General features: G+C 54.2%; 22 protein-coding genes. 7 read left to right on the forward strand and 15 right to left on the reverse strand.

Translation table 11 applies throughout. The annotated features are described in order from the left end of the window. Positions 1–34: 34 nt before the first annotated feature. The 4 genes from ACR0J2_RS17255 to ACR0J2_RS17270 form a co-directional block, all read right to left on the reverse strand. Complete coding sequence (locus ACR0J2_RS17255) at positions 35–289, reverse strand: HGGxSTG domain-containing protein (RefSeq protein ID WP_480813363.1); 255 nt, start codon at positions 287–289, stop codon at positions 35–37. A gap of 150 nt (positions 290–439) precedes the next feature. Next, positions 440–2656 (reverse strand): hypothetical protein, encoded by a 2217-nt coding sequence (locus ACR0J2_RS17260; RefSeq protein WP_480813364.1) that lies wholly within the window; start codon positions 2654–2656, stop codon positions 440–442. Then, positions 2653–4050, reverse strand: coding sequence for a hypothetical protein (locus ACR0J2_RS17265; protein WP_480813365.1), 1398 nt, complete (start codon positions 4048–4050; stop codon positions 2653–2655). The genes ACR0J2_RS17260 and ACR0J2_RS17265 overlap by 4 nt, the downstream gene beginning before the upstream one ends. After that, entirely contained in the window at positions 4047–4265 is a 219-nt protein-coding gene (locus ACR0J2_RS17270) for a hypothetical protein (protein WP_480813366.1), read from the reverse strand. The genes ACR0J2_RS17265 and ACR0J2_RS17270 overlap by 4 nt, the downstream gene beginning before the upstream one ends. A gap of 292 nt (positions 4266–4557) precedes the next feature. Between ACR0J2_RS17270 and ACR0J2_RS17275 the strand changes: the two genes are divergently transcribed. The 3 genes from ACR0J2_RS17275 (at position 4558) to ACR0J2_RS17285 (ending at position 6274) form a co-directional block, all read left to right on the forward strand. Further along, positions 4558–5574 (forward strand): hypothetical protein, encoded by a 1017-nt coding sequence (locus tag ACR0J2_RS17275; RefSeq protein WP_480813367.1) that lies wholly within the window; start codon positions 4558–4560, stop codon positions 5572–5574. 96 nt (positions 5575–5670) lie between these two features. Further along, positions 5671–6075: a thermonuclease family protein gene (locus ACR0J2_RS17280; RefSeq protein ID WP_480813368.1), complete on the forward strand. Its 405-nt coding sequence runs from the start codon at positions 5671–5673 to the stop codon at positions 6073–6075. A 10-nt stretch (positions 6076–6085) separates the two neighbouring features. Beyond that, positions 6086–6274 (forward strand): hypothetical protein, encoded by a 189-nt coding sequence (locus ACR0J2_RS17285; protein WP_480813369.1) that lies wholly within the window; start codon positions 6086–6088, stop codon positions 6272–6274. A gap of 317 nt (positions 6275–6591) precedes the next feature. Here ACR0J2_RS17285 and ACR0J2_RS17290 read toward each other — a convergent pair whose 3' ends face one another. Next, on the reverse strand, positions 6592–7266 hold the full coding sequence (locus tag ACR0J2_RS17290; protein WP_480813370.1) for an SOS response-associated peptidase: 675 nt from the start codon (positions 7264–7266) through the stop codon (positions 6592–6594). 24 nt (positions 7267–7290) lie between these two features. Here ACR0J2_RS17290 and ACR0J2_RS17295 point away from each other — a divergent pair, with 24 nt between their 5' ends. Then, positions 7291–7608, forward strand: a complete 318-nt coding sequence (locus ACR0J2_RS17295; protein ID WP_170612064.1) for a hypothetical protein — start codon at positions 7291–7293, stop codon at positions 7606–7608. 1401 nt (positions 7609–9009) lie between these two features. Next, positions 9010–9828: a hypothetical protein gene (locus tag ACR0J2_RS17300; protein WP_480813371.1), complete on the forward strand. Its 819-nt coding sequence runs from the start codon at positions 9010–9012 to the stop codon at positions 9826–9828. A gap of 119 nt (positions 9829–9947) precedes the next feature. Here ACR0J2_RS17300 and ACR0J2_RS17305 read toward each other — a convergent pair whose 3' ends face one another. From ACR0J2_RS17305 to ACR0J2_RS17350, 10 genes are all read right to left on the reverse strand, one after another. Continuing rightward, positions 9948–10280 (reverse strand): hypothetical protein, encoded by a 333-nt coding sequence (locus ACR0J2_RS17305; RefSeq protein ID WP_480813372.1) that lies wholly within the window; start codon positions 10278–10280, stop codon positions 9948–9950. 1 nt (position 10281) lies between these two features. Continuing rightward, complete coding sequence (locus ACR0J2_RS17310; RefSeq protein ID WP_480813373.1) at positions 10282–10599, reverse strand: hypothetical protein; 318 nt, start codon at positions 10597–10599, stop codon at positions 10282–10284. Next, entirely contained in the window at positions 10596–11042 is a 447-nt protein-coding gene (locus ACR0J2_RS17315) for a DUF5681 domain-containing protein (RefSeq protein WP_480813374.1), read from the reverse strand. The genes ACR0J2_RS17310 and ACR0J2_RS17315 overlap by 4 nt, the downstream gene beginning before the upstream one ends. 145 nt (positions 11043–11187) lie before the next feature. Beyond that, a complete protein-coding gene (locus tag ACR0J2_RS17320; protein WP_480813375.1) occupies positions 11188–11715 on the reverse strand; it encodes a hypothetical protein in 528 nt (175 codons plus the stop codon). Continuing rightward, positions 11716–11922 (reverse strand): transcriptional coactivator p15/PC4 family protein, encoded by a 207-nt coding sequence (locus ACR0J2_RS17325; RefSeq protein WP_480813376.1) that lies wholly within the window; start codon positions 11920–11922, stop codon positions 11716–11718. Positions 11923–12022: 100 nt separating this feature from the next. Further along, positions 12023–12400 (reverse strand): hypothetical protein, encoded by a 378-nt coding sequence (locus ACR0J2_RS17330; RefSeq protein ID WP_480813377.1) that lies wholly within the window; start codon positions 12398–12400, stop codon positions 12023–12025. Between the two features lie 102 nt (positions 12401–12502). Then, the gene (locus ACR0J2_RS17335) at positions 12503–12703 is read right to left on the reverse strand and encodes a helix-turn-helix transcriptional regulator (RefSeq protein WP_480813378.1); all 201 of its coding nucleotides are present in this window, start codon (positions 12701–12703) and stop codon (positions 12503–12505) included. 99 nt (positions 12704–12802) lie between these two features. Continuing rightward, positions 12803–13510, reverse strand: coding sequence for a hypothetical protein (locus ACR0J2_RS17340; protein WP_480813379.1), 708 nt, complete (start codon positions 13508–13510; stop codon positions 12803–12805). Continuing rightward, the gene (locus ACR0J2_RS17345) at positions 13507–14802 is read right to left on the reverse strand and encodes a tyrosine-type recombinase/integrase (protein ID WP_480813380.1); all 1296 of its coding nucleotides are present in this window, start codon (positions 14800–14802) and stop codon (positions 13507–13509) included. Before ACR0J2_RS17345 ends, ACR0J2_RS17340 begins: the two co-directional genes overlap by 4 nt. Positions 14803–15005: 203 nt before the next feature. Further along, on the reverse strand, positions 15006–15356 hold the full coding sequence (locus ACR0J2_RS17350) for a hypothetical protein (RefSeq protein WP_480813381.1): 351 nt from the start codon (positions 15354–15356) through the stop codon (positions 15006–15008). 288 nt (positions 15357–15644) lie between these two features. On the opposite strand from ACR0J2_RS17350, the gene ACR0J2_RS17355 reads away from it, so the two are divergent. Beyond that, positions 15645–16991 (forward strand): substrate-binding protein, encoded by a 1347-nt coding sequence (locus ACR0J2_RS17355; protein WP_170612573.1) that lies wholly within the window; start codon positions 15645–15647, stop codon positions 16989–16991. 103 nt (positions 16992–17094) lie between these two features. Continuing rightward, positions 17095–18126, forward strand: coding sequence for a branched-chain amino acid ABC transporter permease (locus ACR0J2_RS17360; RefSeq protein ID WP_170680283.1), 1032 nt, complete (start codon positions 17095–17097; stop codon positions 18124–18126). Positions 18127–18128 lie beyond the last annotated feature (2 nt).

Below are 18128 nucleotides of genomic sequence, written 5' to 3' on the forward strand. Positions count from 1 at the left end.
GGGAACAGCCTTTGATATTGTTGGGAAATCCGATTTAACTTGCTGTTTGCTCAAGAGACCGCGCCAGTTCAATCAATCGGTTTCGCTCTGCCCAAGCGGCTACATTGGCCTCAGAGATGCGTCTGCGGCCCTCTGCGGTTTTCGCTCCGGTTGATAGCCCTCCGTGCAAGCGACAGCGCGACTTGCCCGAGACAGGCGTTTCCATACATACGCCGCCCTTGGCCCTGGCTCCGCAAATCTTGGTTTGGCTGGTCATGTTGTGGCTCCTGTCTGGACTGGGAAACTGCATGCCCCTATCTTGTTTCTATGCGTAGATTGTTTGTGAATTTTGCCGTCATCCTCATTCTGCTTTGCAGCCCAATTACTGTCCTCGCCATTGGCTGGGGATACATGCAGATTTATCATCAGTTCGGCATGGTCCCCTTTGTTGTCGCCTGTCTCAGCGGAACGGTGTGCGTGCTAGGGGCTGCTTGGCGCTCTGATACAGACCAATAGCGCCAGCACCGGCAACCGCACGCCCGATAAGCTGGGCCTGAGCGTCTTTGAGCGGTTGCCCGTTTAGTGCCTCTCTGACGGCCTTAAGCGCGTCCTGCGCGTCCTTGCCCTTGATCCCCGTCAGGGCCTTGGCGATTTCCGCAAACATGCCCCGTTCTCTCGCGCTCATACTGCGCGGGTCAATCGCTGCAATGGATTGTGTAACTTCCCGCGCCGCATCCAGTGGGTTGCCCAAATTGCCGGTCGTCCTCCGAATAAGTCCGGGTGCGGTTTCGTCTGCTACCTGTTCCTGAATGGATTGACGAATTGCCGTCTTGGAGTTCTGTGCGACTGCCGCCCTAAGCTCCAGCGCAGTTGCTGAGCGGTCCAGTTCGTTCAACAGCCGATCCGCACGGGGTCCGCCAAGAACCAGCCGCAGTTTCTCGATATTGGCGCGGCTTGACATTTCCTTGACCAATTGCATTGCCTCTCGGGCATCTGTGTTGGGGTCGGTGATGGTGCGGCGCACATTGGAAAGATTGTGCTCAATGCTCTCCCTCACGCCCTGCCTTACGGCCTGACGCGCTTCATTGGACACGCCCTGGTTCAGAAAGGCCTTAACATCTTCCACCGTGGTTCCCTTGAACAGGAGTTTCTTACCAAGCGCCAAGCCTTCGTCCTGCTGAACCTTATCACCGCCCAGGCGCAGAGCGCGCCCGTAGAGTGGAACGGCTTGCTTTGTGGCCTCCCGTAGCTCTCCGGCCAGCTTACGCGCTCTCAGACCCGCTGAGGTGAGCCTGCCGAACTGGTCAACGGTCTCCCGCGCCATGTTATCCAAAGCCTTCTTGATTTCATCCAGTTGTTGAACGTTGGGCATCCCCCGGAAGGTCACGCTGCCATCGTCGGCAATCTCAGCCATGATTTGCAGATTGCGTTGGCCGTTGGCCGTCATGGCTTCATTCGCTTCGGAAATCGCGGATCTGAGCGTGCGGGGCGGAATGCGTGAAAGAACGGATTCAATCTGCCGCCCGTGGGTGCCTGAATAGTCAATCGGTTGGGAATAGGCCGCGCTATAGGCCCTCTGTCTAGCGGAGGCAGTGCCCTGTGAGATTTCCCTGGCAGCGGTCTTGATGCCCTTGGATTTGCCGAACACACCGTCCAGGACTTGAGGCAGGCGCTTTCCAACACGCGCCGCGCGCCCGTCTGCGGCGTTTCTGGCGGCGTTTAGGGCCTTTCCGCCTGTGGCGGCCGCTGCGTCCAGCAGAGCGCCCGTAGACGGCCCTGCATCGGCTAACAGCGCATCTTCACCCAATTGGGCAAGTCTGGCCTGTGCTTCGTCCAGATTATCGCTGATAATGCCCTGCTTAACGATACGTGCCGCTGCTGGTGAAATTCCGAATTCGTCCGCGATTGTACGGATGTCCAGTTTCTTGACCCGCTTAGCGATTTTCACAACCTGCTCACCTGTGGCGGAGGCCACCGGTCCGAGGAACGCCGCGAGAGTGCCGCCGATTGCTGCCCCCTTAGCGGCGTTTTGCAATCGTTCGCCCTGATCCCCGCGACCGGCAAAGCTTGCGGCCCCTTCGACAGCACCGGCTGGGGCGGCAATCATGCCAGCCCGAGCGCCACGTGTGAGCCAATTTGCGCCTTGTGCAATGAAATCTGCGGCTTTGGCACCACCCGCACCAACGGCTAGCGGAATCGCGGTGGCAACGCCGCCAGCAACGTTTAGTGCCAGAGACTGGCCGGGATATTTGCGTTCCATTGCATCAGAGGTGAGACGCATGTTTTCCGCTGCCTGCGGGCTAACCACCCCGACAGCCTCATCCGCCCATTCCCCGACTAGCGGGGTGCCCTGAATAAATTCTTGCGCACGAGCGGCGATTGGATTTTTGGAGATGCGCTCATGGTCAAGGTCACGCTGCACCAGGTCCACCGGCTTTGCACCTTCCATGATTTCCGCAATGCGGGCTTGGTCATTGGTGGCGTAGCCGGGGGATTTAAACGAAAGCGAGCCATCCTCAAGTTTGAACACTTGCCCACCGTCATCAGTCGTGGCCACGACTTCGCCGGTTAACTCCTGCCTGCGCTTGGCAATCCGCTCCTGAATGTTCGCCATGTTGCCCTGCTGGGCCAATTCGGCGCGACGGTTGGCAATGCGCTGCTGAATGTCGCCGTTCATCGGTTCAACTCCTGAAAACGGCGTTCCATGGCGTCAAGTTGCGGCCCGGTCAGTTTCTCAATCGGGATCTGCGCCAGCCCTGTGGCGTCCATCCGCATTATGTTTTCTGGCGTATAGCTCATGGCGGGCTGGCGGCTCAGATAGCTTTTCCAATCGCCCTCTGGGTTGGCTTTGATACCATTACCGTCCTCAGCGATAAGCGGATTGTCCCGCATGTATTCCGACCACACCTCTTGCGCGCCTTCGAGGCTGCCATGTTTGCGCGCCCAATTCTCGAAGAACGCGGCGCGGGATTGCGCCCGGGCAGCCCCGGCTTTCATGATTTGAGCAATGGCCGCATTGCCTTCGGCAGTCTGGCCGAGGTTGGGAACGGCTGCGCGGAACATGCCCATTTCCCGATCCGTAATTGCCCCCTTGGTTTTTTCCGTAAAGGTCAACTGCGCTTCCATCGCCAGCGACTTGAACGCACCTCTTGCGCCACTGTCACCGGGCAGGATGCCGACAACATCATCAACGAAACCATAAGCTTGACCTCCGGGTCCGGTGTAGCCAACTTGCGGCGCTACGGTTTCAAGCTGGGTTGCGAGGCTTTCAAGGTCGGTTGCCGTTCGCCCTGCTGCATTGATTTCCTCAAGGGCCGCAGCGTCTTTTTTGGAAAGCTCTTTGCCCAACTGGGTCGGGTTGCGCGGGGTGCCGGTGGCATCGGGGTTTTGGCCCGGAGGCGTGTCGCCTTGCCAGCCATGCTGCACAACTGTCCCGTCAGGTGTCGTAACGCTGAAACCCGGTTCTTGCCGACTGCTGCCGACAACGGCAGGGCCACCTTCTGCGCTGAGGTCATAAAGCTGATTACCAACCACCTTGAAGTTGCTGAAATCCTGTTCCCCCGAACCCGCATTCAAAATCTCCGCAAACTCCATATGACGCCGAACGTGAGCCTCTTTGTTCGCAAACTCACCCACAAGCTCAGGAGCGCCGAACTGCCGAACTATCGTGTCCCATTGTTCGGGAGTTTGCGCCCCATACGCGGCTTTAAGACCCGCCTCTATGCGCTCTGCTTTGGCAACTCGTTCTGCCGCGTCCAACTCCGCCACGTGAGCCTCTGCATTCCTGCGCTCTTCTTCGCTGAGCCGATCCTGGACTTGCTTGCGCTGCGTCTGAATTTGCTTCTGCCCCTGGATCTCCAAGGCCAATGCAGGATTGTGCTGCGCCAGTGCATTCAGTGCGCCTGGGTCGCCTGCCATGATGTTCTGGCCCTGCGTCTGAAACAGGTTCCGCATTGCGTTCCGGCTGGCGTATTCGTCCGATGCGGCGCGCGCGGCCTGTCCTTGTGCAAAGGCGTTGATTGTGTCGGGCTGACGGCCTGCTAGGATAATACTCGCTTGCATTCTGCTCATTGCATCGCCTCCGGCGTCCTTTGAGTTGCTATTTCGTCCATTGTTTTGGCGGCAAGTTCATCACCGAGCTTGTCCGCTGCCATGCTCACAAGCCGGGATTTCAACTCGGGTGACAGGGGTTTCGAACGGTCGCTGTTTAGCCACCGATAGACCTCTTGGGATTCCTGGCCTGCCTTATCTGCTGCGGCTATCATTTCTCTTATTTCGACGCTCATTTGCGCTTCTTTCGACGGCCTCAATTTGCTACCATAGGGGTAACATATTACCCCACGCGACGCAAGAACAAAACTGGAACTCTGACGTGAACTGAGTTGCTTTAGTGCCTCATGCCAGATTGAGAATTCGCCTTGTCGATAGCGCAGGATTTCTAGCCAAACGGAAAGCGCAAAGCAGAGCCAATTCGTTGCAGTTCTTGTGGACGCTAAGAGGGTGCAGCGGTCTCAATCTGACAGCCTGAACCAATTGTGATATGATACGAATACGACGAATTTTTAATGGGTTATTCGTATGAGCGTTTCCCTCAAGTCATTTCGCGCGGATATGCTGCGTGCCTTTCCCGATGTTCCGGCGTTAGCAAGACTGCCTGTTCTCTCTGAGCAGACAGAGAATTTACTTATGTCCGGCCTTGCTCAGGCATGGGACGCGTCAAGCATTCCAAAAACACACACCGTTCCTTTGTCGGTGCGAATGCGTAAAACGATTATCGAGCCACTAGTTCAGCCAGCTCGAGCCATCCAAAAAGTCGTTCGGCAATATGCCCTTGAATATGCGTCCCAAAAAATTCCCGCTGGTGTTGGGGCAGATGGTGATGCGGGCGGCGGTCAACCTCCCGAGTTCACAGTCCGTGAAGCTAAAGAAGATCCCTACTCAGCCCCTTTCAGATACTCTCTTGAAATCTATGATGATTTAGCGGCTATCCAACAACTGCATTCAGTTGGCCCGCTGATGCAAACATATTTCACCGGCGACTTTGAAAAATCACCAGTGCGGAACTATCAGGAAAGTCATGAGCGCGCTCTTAGATTTTTAGAAAATTACAACTTCAACGCGGGCAGCGGATCGAAGGCTGAGACGGAAGCAAAGCCGACGAGAAGCCAATTAAAAGCTTTAATGGGAATACTCGCAGCAGTGGGAATGGCGTATGCTACAGCCGTAACGGCCCTAAATGGCACATTTGACCTTTTGGATCGTTACGACCCAGGCTTAGGCTCGACCGGCGAGACAGTCGAAACTGCGATATGCCCGGATATAGGCCTATTCGATAAACTGGACCCCGCTCCGGTTCCAATAAAAATCGTGGGTACAACGAAGGGACTCAAGGTTCTTCCCGAACCGGTACGGGGCTTGGAGCCAGTTGGCGGCCTAGTAAATGACAATAAAGCAATTCTTCTTGCACAAGCTGGAGAATTTGCAAAAGTCCGTTATTGGCACAATGGCAGTCAAAAAGAGGGATGGATACTTATTTATGAAAAGTCGGAAGGTCCTGATGGTGCGGAAGAAATCTGTTTCGTCGAGCGTCGATAACAGACGTCACTATTCTCATGCAAGCTAGCTACAAGAAAGCACCGAAGATTTCTCTAGACGACTGATTTATTGGCAAAACCCTCCACATCTAGCATTATGAAATACGCCCTGACCGCCTTAGTCTTTTCCTTGCAAGCCATAAGCGCTCAAGCCAGTTCCCTTCACGTTCGCGATGCAGACACCATCGTTGTTGACGGCACCCCGGTTAGGCTGAACGGCGTTGATGCCCCGGAACTCAGTACACGATCCGGTCAGGATGCCAAGCGCTGGATGGTCAATTATCTTCGCGGCAAATCCATTTCATGCAAACTGAACGGTGAACGCACCCATGACCGATGGGTTGGGGTTTGTTATGCCGATGGGCAGGACATAGGTGCCGCTGTAATCGCTGCAGGACACGCGCTAGACTGTGCTAGGTACTCTGGGGGCCGATACAGGCATTTGGAGACCTCAGCGGCTAAATCACGGCTCAGAAGGGCTAGCTACTGCCGGGCGCGATAGTGAAGACAAGATGAATAAAAACAAAAGCAAGGCTGAACGAATAGCTGAAGTTAAGAGAATGGAAGAAAAGTGGCTGACTTCCGACGAACGGAAGATGGTCCGCAAGGGTAAGAAGTTAAAAATCAAGAAAAAGCGAGACAAGTCAGTTCCTGGACAAGCCGCAAAGTTTGTGCAGGGCGGAAAAGTGAGTCCGCGATGAGGGAAGCAATTTGGAAGTAACACACCTTAAATCTGCTGTATTGAAGGCTATTGTCGTTTTGGTTCCGTCGTACACAGCGGCCTATTTGAGCGACAAAATGGTTTGGGTCGTTCCCACACTGGCAGCTTCCAGCTTTTTTGCGGCTACGATTGGCTTGAAGGATGAGGCGATAGCAAGAAGGGTCGATGATGACCATCAAGACCAAGAAATGACAGACCACGTAGACCAACTGGACGGATTGCATTCAGAACTTGAGAGTTCATAGGCAACGTGTTGTCAGGCGAAAGGCCGTCGGCAACCTTTCGAAACGGAGGCGTTTAGGCCAGCGGATCTGACTTCTCACTCTCACCTGTGCGAACGATGCGCATGTCATCTGCACTGTAAGGTTGCAGTAGCTCAAATGCTTCTTCTGGGTTTCCCGTCATCCATTGTTCATAGTCATCTGGCTTTAGGATCACCGGCATTCTTTGCGGGTGCACTGGCTTAACAATTTCATTCGCTGAAGTCGTAATGACGGTGTAGGTGGCCACCTCTTCTGGCCCTTCCTTGCCTTGATAACGAGACGTTTGCCACATTCCAGCAAAAGCGAAAGGAGGGCGGCTCTGATCCCCTTTGAGGGCAAACCAGTGGTAGGTCGCAGGATTGCGTCCCTTGGCCTCGCAAAAGGAGGTGGCAGGAATCAGGCAACGCCTTTCTTCGAAGCTTCCTTTCCAAAGCCCGCTTGAACGCACCTTGTCGTCTCGAGCGTTGTTCCAGGCATTGGGCTGGATAACGGCCCCAGTCTTCTTTGACTTCTTGGTGGTGCGAAAGCCCCAACTCAGAAGAACCAGTTCTCGCCCGCCATCCTCAGCGCTCCTAACAACCGGTGCCATGTGTTTTGGATAAATGGCAGGGAGCGGCTCAGCGTTCCCCAGCCGGTCGCGCTCGATTGCCACATCGAATAACTGGCGCATGGCGTCTGCCGGAATGGTGTTCGAATACAGGTTGCACATATTGACGACGGTAGGCGTGAAAATATGTTTGGACAAGTCGCGTATGTTCGATATTTGTTCCCTATGGGTGAATGGCCGACAAGAATCCCCTTCGACCTTTACAAGGAACTAGAAGCCCGCCGGATCGAAGATTGGCATGAGGCATTACGCGCATGGGCGATAGCTCACAAGCTAAGTCTTAAGTCGCAATGGTGGGCACGTCTTGAGAGCCAAATTCATGACCTTCATTCACGACGCTATGTGCCAGGACCACAAGACCATTGGGCAGCCTTCAAAGAATGGTTGGAACAGCATGATGTTCCAATTCCAGAAAAGCTGCCCGGGTGGGCGGAACTAAAATGACATAAGTCATCGGCGACATGGACGACCTCGAACATCTCAGGCTTAGCCTACTGTGAGGGGGTTGGCCTCATCGTAACGAGTAACCTTGAAACGACCAAACGACAGCCGTTTACCATAGGCTAGTTTCTACAAAGCTTTTGGCTGTTGTCAGTAAGTTCTTGAGGTAAGGCGATTAGAACTAATCTGAGAAGTGTGGTACAATGAAACCGCGCCCATAGTGGCTTCAAGGGCGTTTCCCGCCGTTTCACAAATGATAGAAAGTGAGGGTGGAGCGAGGGGCTGGACGAGGGGGTAAAAGCCAGCCCCTCTCTCACAAGGGGTATTTCCGGAGTGGTAGTATTGATCCGTTGAAAGCAAATTACCTTGGGCACCCAACCTTCGAAATTGGGGAATTCCCGTAGACCAGAAAGCTTCGAAGAAATAGTTTGTTTCCAAAGAGTAAACAGTAAGTTTCGCAACGAGTGGTGGACACAATTTCGCCACAATGCAATCCTCTCACCGTGGGCGGCACGTGTTGATTTTAGCGCGTTCCGGTTTCTCCAGCCGGATATGAGGGGGTTGTTGAGTTCGGCGTGCTGCCCCACGAGCCCTTCAAAAATCCGCTGGAAAACTGAATTGCGTTTTTTGAATGTCATAATGCAACTGGACCTTTCACCCCATGGACGCAATCTGAACAAACGGAAAAGATAGAAGTGAGGTGCGGCGCGCCTTGATGGGGATTTACGATTTCAATGAGGGGGTACGAGTTCGGCGCGTCGCAACATGCCCCACTAGTGCATTTGGCGTTCAATCCGACTCTGAAACTGTGGTCCTTGAAGTATCAAGGAGACCACTATGACTAGTTACAGTAGATGCCATCTGTGTGACTGCGCGATTTCAGAGAATTCCCCATGGTTCGGGCGAAACGAATGGGGCATTGCGATATGCCGTAGGTGCACCCGAAGCGGGGTGACGGAGGGACTATCACTAGCGCAGGAACAGCGATTTCATGCATCCATGACTGCGCACGGTTTCAATGTCAGGCTTGAGCGAAATGAACGAGGGTTCGCGATGCTTCCCTTTAAACTGGTAGCCACCAAGGACGCCTAATACCTAGGGCAACCTTGAGGTAGCCAGACCTAGTCATTCCGACTGCGATACACGGCCCAGTGGCGCTTTGCGCCTCTTCAATGAGCTGGCGGCCATCTTTCGCTCTAATGCCGGTCGACGGGCCGCCATTAAGGCGACATGGGATCTTGCCGGGTATCGAGTGTAGCTTTCGTGATATTGGTCCAATCCAGACGTTTTTCGGCGACTGGGGGGATTCACGGGCGACAACATTCAAATTTGTTTTGTGTTACAATGGGGCATTGGTGGGCTGCTCAATTAGGCCGAATGGATTGATTCAAAGGAGCGACCAAAATGAAACTTAGTTCAGTTATCATAAGCGCAATTCTACTACCGGCACTGATGGCTTCGGGAGCAAGCAAGTCGCGTGCTGACGAACCAATAATAACCTCAATCGCCATTGGCTTGGGTACTAGCATAGTTGGTGCCTGGATATATGATAAAATATCCGGCGATGACGATGATGATAAGCCACAACTGCCTTCGTGCTGGGATACCTGCTTGAAGTGGGGAGAAGACGAGGAGAACTGTGGTGCGGGCGAACTCTGTACGTTCTCAATTAACATCCCTGATGACGTAAGGCCGACACACGAGTTTCCAGACGGCCTCGATATGACGGAAACCGTCAGCTTTGAATCTGCGGAAGATGGCAAAAGAGTTGAACTGAGATACGAGAACGTGAACTACCACGCGAACGTGACGGAGGAAGAGGTAAAATCTCTATCCTTCCGGACTACCCGAAGGTCCCAGTTCAGGTTCATAAGGCCGGTGTCGGATAGCTCCGAAGAAACATCAACTCTGGAGTTCGATATCTACATCGAAGGACTTAAACTATCGACGACAGACGTTCCTGAAACGGTTGGCGGTGCCGGTTACGAGATTATTGTCTCCAGCCCGCAGTTAGGTGTGATTTTCGCGACAAGCGCTTACGCCCCGCAGGGCCAGGAGGCGTTGATTAACGGCGACCTGTCCTCAGACGTATACGTCTCGGAACCCGGTTTCGTGGAGTTGGGGAACTTCTCGGATAGCGTTGCCATCAAAATTCCGCCTTCAATCTTTGAGTTAAACATGACCGTTGAATTCAGCACGTTCGGAACCGGAGTAGCACGGTAAATCAAACAACCACCTTGGTTGTTGGCCTTGCTCAATTATTCAATTTGTTAGTTGATGCTCACGGCTTCACCCCAACTCGTGCGCTGTATACCGCGACATGCTCGGGTTTGCTGATACGCCTACTTATGCTCTCGACTGCCACTATCAAATTCAAGTTCCGCAGCAGCGAATGCCTTTAGTCGCTCCTCATCGGTCATGTATTCAATGAGTTTACCACCTGCTCTAACAGCATAGACACGCCGTCTGAACTCTGTTCGGGTTTCGCCGTCTTTGGGATAGATATGACCAAGGCCAAGTCCGCAGACCCTTGCAGGTCCGGGCGCTCGTTCCACCACTCGAGAGCTTTCCTCGGTGCCTTTCTTGATGCCGGAAATCTCATAGAAAACTATGGGGTGATCCGGAATGCTGGGCGATTTCGCTTCCAGTTTGTTCAATCGACGCCTGATACTCATATTACGCCTCCTCAACTGACGTTGTGCCGGAACAACCGGCTGCCTCCAGAATTGCTTTGAAAAGAATGGCACTGGAGTTTGATTGCTTAGAAAGTTGGACGCATTGGCGTGCTACTTCGTCGTCCACCCGGCCATCCAGAATGAGGGCTGCAACCTCGACGGGGGATGCCTTAGCCGTCAATTGTACCAATGGAATGTCTCGCATCCGTTCTGCGGTGTTTTGCAGTTGCTTGGTTAGGTGGTCCGACGCGCCCGACGTCGTTACGGCGCTTACAGCTTCCCTGCTTTCCAAAGCCGCCAGTCTGTTCCGGATATTCATTTTGCTGCCTCCAATGCCGTGATCCGACGCTCAAGTTCAGTCGTCTCCAGCACCCGCCGGAATTGTTCCACCAGGCCCATGACCGTCGCCCCCTCCAGTGGCGTTACCTCACCCTGAGAAACAGCCTGTAGCACCGCCTGAGCGGCCTCTGAGGCATCCTCGGCGGATCTGATTGGTGGAAGATCAAAGCTAACCGGTGCGTCCTTTCTGGTCGGTGCTATCCGCTCCAGGCAGAGACGCAGGGCTGTGCTGTCGCCCTCCAGCGCCAATTCAACCGCTTTCTGGGTGATTTGCTCAGATTGGCCCTCCAGCAGCTCCTCAACTGCCCTTGTGATACGATGCCTTGCCCCTCTGGGTCGTCCAGAGTTGCCGGGGGCAAAGGTGCCGTCCGGGTTTCGCTCGTCCGTTGTCATGCCGTTGTTACGGTCAGATTCATCCGTCATGCTCATGCCTCGCTTGTTGGATTGTTGGTGCAGAAGGTGTCCGTTTCCCCCAGACCCCCTGGTAGACTAAGGATGTCATCATTATTGGGACGGGAGACCCGCCAAAATGGGGTGTTCTCGGCACAGTTTTTGGGACGGGCCGTCATCATTTTTGTGCCGCCTCTGCTGTTCCCGTCACAAATTTTACGACGGTCCCGTCACGGTTTTGATGACGGGGTTTTTCTTTTCCGTTGGTCCCTTTGGGGTTGTGAGTAGGAGCCTTAACGACCGGGAAATCCGAACCGTCTGACCATTGCTTGTATAGCCTGCGTCCAGCTTCACCTCGTGCGGTTGGTAATGAGATTTCGGTCAGTTCGAACAGCGGTGAAGACGCCACTCCACTATCGCCCAGTTTGGGTGGTTGGGTGACTGCGATAAAGCCCTTGGCCTGTAACTCGCGGAAGGCGTTCGAAGTTGTGTTGCGTGTCACACCAAGGCACTCTGCGGCCTGCCGGACACTCAAGCTGATCCTACCGTTGTTGTTACTGTCCGGGCCTTTCCATTCCAGCTTGAGCCACGGGTACAGGGCCTGCGCGGTTGATGAGAGGGCCCGCCAAGCGGGCTCCTCCATCATGTTTCGCGCCATCTTGGTCCAGTGTTCACCACGGCGCTCGTTTTTCTTGTCGCGCCCCATCTAAGCAGCCTCCGCCTGGCTGAGCGCGTCAATGAAGTCGGGCAACAACTCAGCCTTGAAGGCTAAACCTTGTTTGCCAGGGCGCATCTCGCCGTCCTCGGAGATGAAGTAGACGCGGATGTTATTGAGGGCGTTCCCCCGGAAGTCATCCCGGCTGACACGGTATTCCTCGCGGCTGTTTTTGTGGATTTGGGAAATGAGGGCCATTAGCGGCCCTCCCCAAAGTGCAATGTTGCAATTAGCCGAGCTGCAGCCTCTGACAGACCGTGTTTGCGGCGAATGGTACGGGTTTGCAGTTCAATGGTCCTCATGCCGCTGCTCCCTGCGTCTCGATCCTCTCAACTTTGCTGACGAGGAAATAAATCCCGAAGCGCTCGCGGCCCGTTTCTGGGTCATTGGCATACAGCTTGCATTCGATGTTTACGCCGTCGTCACGACGGAGGGGCAGCACTTTGTCTGACAGGCGGCAATAGCTCGCTGCGTACAATGGCGAGCGCATTAAGCCCTCAAGGACCTGGCGCTTGTGCTTGGACGCGTAGATTTCACGCGGTTCCTGACCAGGATCCGTCACCCGGTACAGCGCTGGGGCCGTCAAGTTGGGAAGGTCTGCCCAGCGATAGACGCGCAATGCGTTTGACGGTGGGAGTTCGGTTTTGATTGTTTGGCATTGCTCAAAAGTAACCATTTATTGTCCTTCTTTTGTTGAAAGACATCGGGCTTTCGGCTATTCTCTCAGTACCACCTAAAAGATTTTGCCTCCGCCCGTGCCTCGGGTTGGGGGCTTCTTTTAGGCGGTGAATCGTTTTGCCTTGGCTTCCTCAACAAAACTGTTGATTTCGGATTCGGACCAACGCGTGGTTCCTTCCATCTTGACCGGCTGTGGGACTTTGCCTGCTGCGGCTCTGCGCCAAACAGTGGCTACGCTGCAACCAAGAATGGCTGCGGTATCTTTCACCGAAAGAAGGCGGTCTACTGTGTCAGCGTTCATTTTCAACACCTCGCGGTTGTTTGCGACGTGTTGATATTACAGTGCGAAAACAATAAGTTCTAAGAAATGTGGTTCGTAAGAAGCCCCCACCTTTTGTTTTCAGTTGTTTGGAATTGTACTTAGAATAAGTGCTTCGACCTTGTCAGCGTAGCGCTCTTGCTCATCTACAAACTCTGGATTTAGGGCATTCAAAATTTTGGGCGATGACAGAGAATACAATCTATCTGCAGCATCAAATTCAGAACGTAGTCGTTCTTTGCTTTTGTGGGTCAGTAAATCTCTCAATTCTTTGGAATTTTTTTTCACCCCTTTTTGACGCAAGGCCAACGCTACAGCATCACAGGCTCCCTCTCTGGCTGTGAAATCATTGTTGGTCAAAAATAGGTCAAAATCCTTGGAAGTTTGGTGGCACAGAGTGTGAAGGTACTTTTGTTCCAGCCAATTCCGTTTCCGCTCTCGATGGGGTGGCGTAGGACGGGGAGTTCTGCCAGCCAAAGCTGTTCCAGCGAATAAGCGTAACGCATGGGGAAGCGGGTAGCCGTTTGAAACGTGCAAGGCACAGATTTGAATGCATGTGTCGTAAAACTGATAGTGTTCTCCGGACAGCGAAAGGAGTACTTCTGCGACCTCATCGGAAATCTCGTAGCGGATAGCGCCATCGGGACCTCTCGCCGTTTTGGCGTTAGTAGCCCAAGAAACAGCTATGTCGGCAAAAGTGGTAGGCGGAAAGTCTAAGCGACCGTCAACTACAACATGGTCAAGTTGCTTATCTAGCCACTTGACCGCTGATTCGAAATCAGAAGTCATGTCTTTGAAGTCTCCTTCGAATTAGATGCTTCCGTCACCAAATCCGCCCACTGATCTAACACCACAGCGCGCTGTGACAGCAATTCAGCTTGATTGTAAACACGGGCAACGGCGCTGGCTTTTGATGCCGAGGCGGCGTGATTCAAAACACGATCCACCACAGATTCCGATATACCGCGCTCGGCCATGTGCGTTGCGAATGCAGTCCTGAAATCATGCAGCCGCCAAGGCTCGAAATCATCGCCAAGAAGCACATCAAGACGTGCTTTCATCTTGCTCCACCCAGAAATTGGAGTACGGCCCGTGGTGGTGAACAAGAGGTCAGATGTAGCAGGGGGTTTACCCGGCATTTTACCTCTTTTGGCCTCGGCCTTTGCATTCTCTTGGCGGTGCAAAACCTCATTTATTTCGGTCAGCGCCGGGGCCGAAAGGTGCGTTATGTGCCCCCGGTCGTTCTTTTCCTGAGAAACAGCCTTTTTGAAGCGTGCTTTTGAAAGCTCCAATTCGCTTTTGCGCAAGTTGTTTATCGAAGTGCGTCGCTGAACCGTCAGCATCAAGAGCCGAACTGGCGGACCCCATAAATCCCCGAGTTCGTGGGTTTTGCTCCATATGGCTCGGATTTCATCTAGGCTGAGAACACGATCCCGGATTTGCTCTTTAGTCGCTCGTTCTAGTCGATCCCCGATATCTTGTTCCAGATATTCCCGACGCCAAGCCCAGCGCGTGAAGTGCTTGAGTGCGGCCCGGATGCGGTTAGCCATGAACAGCTTACCTTCCTTGGCCTTGTCATCTATCGGCTTTTGCAGGCTGGCGCGTGTCAGGTCGCCAATGGGTTGAGCAAGGTGCCTGCGCAACGCGTCTTCAAGCTGGCGCTTTCGCTCACCCTGCCTTTTCAGCGTGGAAAGGTGCAGTTCGTCGTACACGTCCAACACGTCCTGCAGCGCTTGCGCAGTGGCGGCGGCTCTTTCCTGCTCTCTGCGCGTCTGCAGCGCCTGTAAGACACGGTCGAAGCCACGCGCGGCCTCAGCTTCTATCTCAAGAGCCAGTGCGCGCGCCTCAGCCAGCCCAAGCGCTCCATCTTCGCGCTTACCAGTCTGAGACCAAGTGCAATAGGTGCCAAAAGTGTGCTTACGTTTCGCTCCACTTTTCACGCGTTTTTCGTACATCCAGACAGCGCGGGCAGGATACACCCTCAACCTCAGCCCGGTACGCTTTGTGTCCGATATCTCGTCCCGCCCCTCAGTCGGTGGCTTGAGCTTCATAAGGAAGGCGTTGGTAAGCTCTTTCTTCAAGATTGCACCTCTGGGGGACTCAAGGGGGACAAAGTCACCAAGATTGAGTGATACAGATTGAGACTAGATTAGATACGTTTTACTCAGGGGACAATCGATAAGATTTATAAAATATTAAATTTTTTAGTTACTCTGAGATGATGTGCGACAAGGTGAGATTACGAGCGACTTCAATTCGACAACCATGTACCTCTGACTTTTAATCAGTGGGTCGCAGGTTCGAATCCTGCACGGCTCACCACTTTTTCAAAATCATGCCAGCACGCAGATGGCTGAGGTGAAGTTGAAACCCGGGCGCTCCGTGTCGTGAAAGTCAGCTTCCGAAAGTTCACGCCTTTGGTCTTGATCAAGCGCTGTTTCCCAAACACCGAACTCGTAGTGCCCAGCTTTCCTTTCGATTTGAACGGCATCCGAACCATATAATCCGCCGCGAATTTGAATGCTGTGTGATACCGATCTTCTTCGATTGACCCCAAGTTTTTGTCATCATCCGGCGGGGGTGTGCCAGCACCTCTCTCAGAATTCAGCCATGATGACATCAGTTCAATTGGCATTTTCCCTCAGTAATGGCTCTCTGAATTTGTAAGAGTCCGCGTCAGACGGCTGTCACTGCGGGAATTCACATCTAAACATCTGAAGTTCATAGTTACTGTGACAGTGCGCTTCTGAAATTTTTCAAGATCGCCAATTATTCGTAAATTTGTTTACAAAATTTTGTTTCAAATCCAGTTATTTATTGTGAAATTTTCCACCCGCTTTCCATTATTGAAATGCACATAAGTGCGCTTTCGTCTGCTGGAAGAGGAGCCAGACGGCGAAAGAAAGGGAAATGGGAGGAATTAATGACCAACAAATCTGTCACACGCCGCGGCGTGCTGAAGTCTGGTGCCGTTGCAGGTACCGGTCTGGCCCTGCCTACGATCTTCACGGCTTCGTCGGCTGCTGCTTTTACCAACGAACCGACGGGGTCATCCGTCACTTTGGGCTTCAATGTCCCACAAACCGGGCCTTATGCCGAGGAAGGCAATGACGAACTGCTGGCGCAACAGCTTGCGGTCGAGCATCTGAACGGTGAGGGTGATGGCGGCTGCCTGAACACCTTTACGTCCAAGGCACTGAAAGGGAACGGCATCCTGGGCAAGAAGGTCGAGTTCGTCACCGGCGACACGCAGACCAAGTCAGACGCCGCACGCGCATCGGCAAAGTCGATGATCGAAAAAGACGGCGCGATCATGATTAACGGTGGTTCGTCCTCGGGCGTGGCCGTTGCCGTTCAGGGTCTGTGCCAGGAGGCAGGCGTGATTTTCATGGCGGGTCTGACCCACGCCAACGACACGACAGGCAAGGACAAGAAAGCCAACGGTTTCCGCCATTTCTTCAACGCATACATGTCGGGCGCAGCACTTGCACCCGTGCTGGCAGCGGAAATGGGCAAGGAACGCCGCGCCTACCACCTGACGGCCGACTACAACTGGGGCTGGACCCAGGAAGAGTCGATCGTCGCATCGACCGAAGCCTTGGGATGGGAAACGGTCAACACGGTCAAGACACCACTCGCGTCAACGGACTTCTCGTCCTACATCACGCCGGTTCTGAACTCGGGCGCAGACGTTCTGGTCCTGAACCACTACGGCGGCAACATGGTGAACTCGCTCACCAATGCGATCCAGTTCGGCTTGCTGGACAAGGTGGCCAACGGCAAGGACTTCAAGATCGTCGTGCCGCTGTACTCGGAACTGATGGCCGCCGGTGCGGGCGAGAACATCAAAGGCGTGCTGGGTTCGATGAACTGGAACTGGCAGCTGCAGGATGAAGGCACCAAGGCCTTCGTGAAGTCCTTTGGCGAAAAGTACGGCAAACCGCCGTCCAACTCGGCACAGACTTGCTATGCGCAGGTTCTGCTCTATGCAGATGCCTGCGAGCGTGCGGGTACCTTCAATCCGTGCGGTGTTGTTGAAGCTCTGGAAGACTTCGAGTTCGACGGTCTGGGCAACGGTCCAACCTGGTATCGCGGTGCAGACCACCAGTGCTTCAAGGACGTGCTGGTCGTTCGCGGCAACGAGAACCCGACCAACGCCTACGACACGCTGGAAATCGTCGAGATCACGCCGCGTGCGCAGGTCGAGTACGATCCGGAGCATCCGATGTTCGCCGGTGGCGCGCTGGGAGAATGCAACCCGGGCGCGTAAGTCCCTGTGTCTGAGTCTGGCCGCCCCATCGGCGGCCAGACATTCGCGGCAGGGCTGATCCTGTCGCTCCACACTCCACACTGACCAAGCCTGAGGTGGGCCAATGGACGCCATCCTACTGCAAATCCTGAACGGTCTGGACAAAGGCTCGGCCTATGCACTGATTGCCTTGGGACTGACCCTTATTTTCGGAACGCTGGGCGTTGTGAACTTTGCCCACGGGGCTCTGTTCATGATCGGTGCGTTCTGTGCCGTAACCCTGCAAAAGCTCATGAACCTGAGCTTCGTGACCATCGACGAAACCCAAACCGACTTTCTGGGCAACCCGCTGAAGGTCGAAACACCCTATGTCGAGGCCTGGTTTGGTCCCGAGTTCGGCGCGACGATCATCGACTGGTCTGTTCCGCTGGCCATCCTGTTCGCGATCCCGATCATGCTGTTCGTCGGCTATGTGATGGAGCGCGGGCTGATCAAGCATTTCTACAAGCGCCCCCACGCGGACCAGATCCTTGTCACCTTTGGTTTGGCGATCGTGTTGCAGGAAATCGTGAAGTATTTCTTCGGCGCCAACCCGATCCAGACGCCGCCGCCCGACGCACTCAGCGGCTCTGTCGACCTTGGCACAATGATCGGCTTCGATCCCAACGCGATCATTTATCCGATCTGGCGCCTGGTTTACTTCGGATTTGCCGTCGCCATCATCGGTGCCGTCTTCTCGTTCCTGCAGTTCACGACCTTTGGCATGGTTGTCCGCGCCGGAATGGCCGACCGCGAGACGGTGGGCTTGCTGGGTATCAATATCGACCGCCGCTTTACCATCATGTTCGGCATCGCGGCCGCTGTGGCTGGCCTGGCCGGTGTAATGTACGGGCCGCTCAACCCGCCAAATTATCACATGGGGATGGACTTTCTGGTCCTCAGCTTTGTTGTGGTTGTTGTCGGCGGCATGGGTTCGCTGCCCGGAGCGGTGCTGGCTGGCTTTCTGCTGGGCATTCTTGAAAGCTTTGCCTCAACGACCTGGGCCACCACAACAATCCCCGGAATCAACCAAATCATCATCTACCTTGTTGCCATTATCGTGCTGCTGACACGCCCGCGCGGGTTGATGGGACGCAAAGGCGTGATGGAGGAATAATC

It is taken from the genome of Ruegeria sp. CG4 (assembly GCF_056537185.1).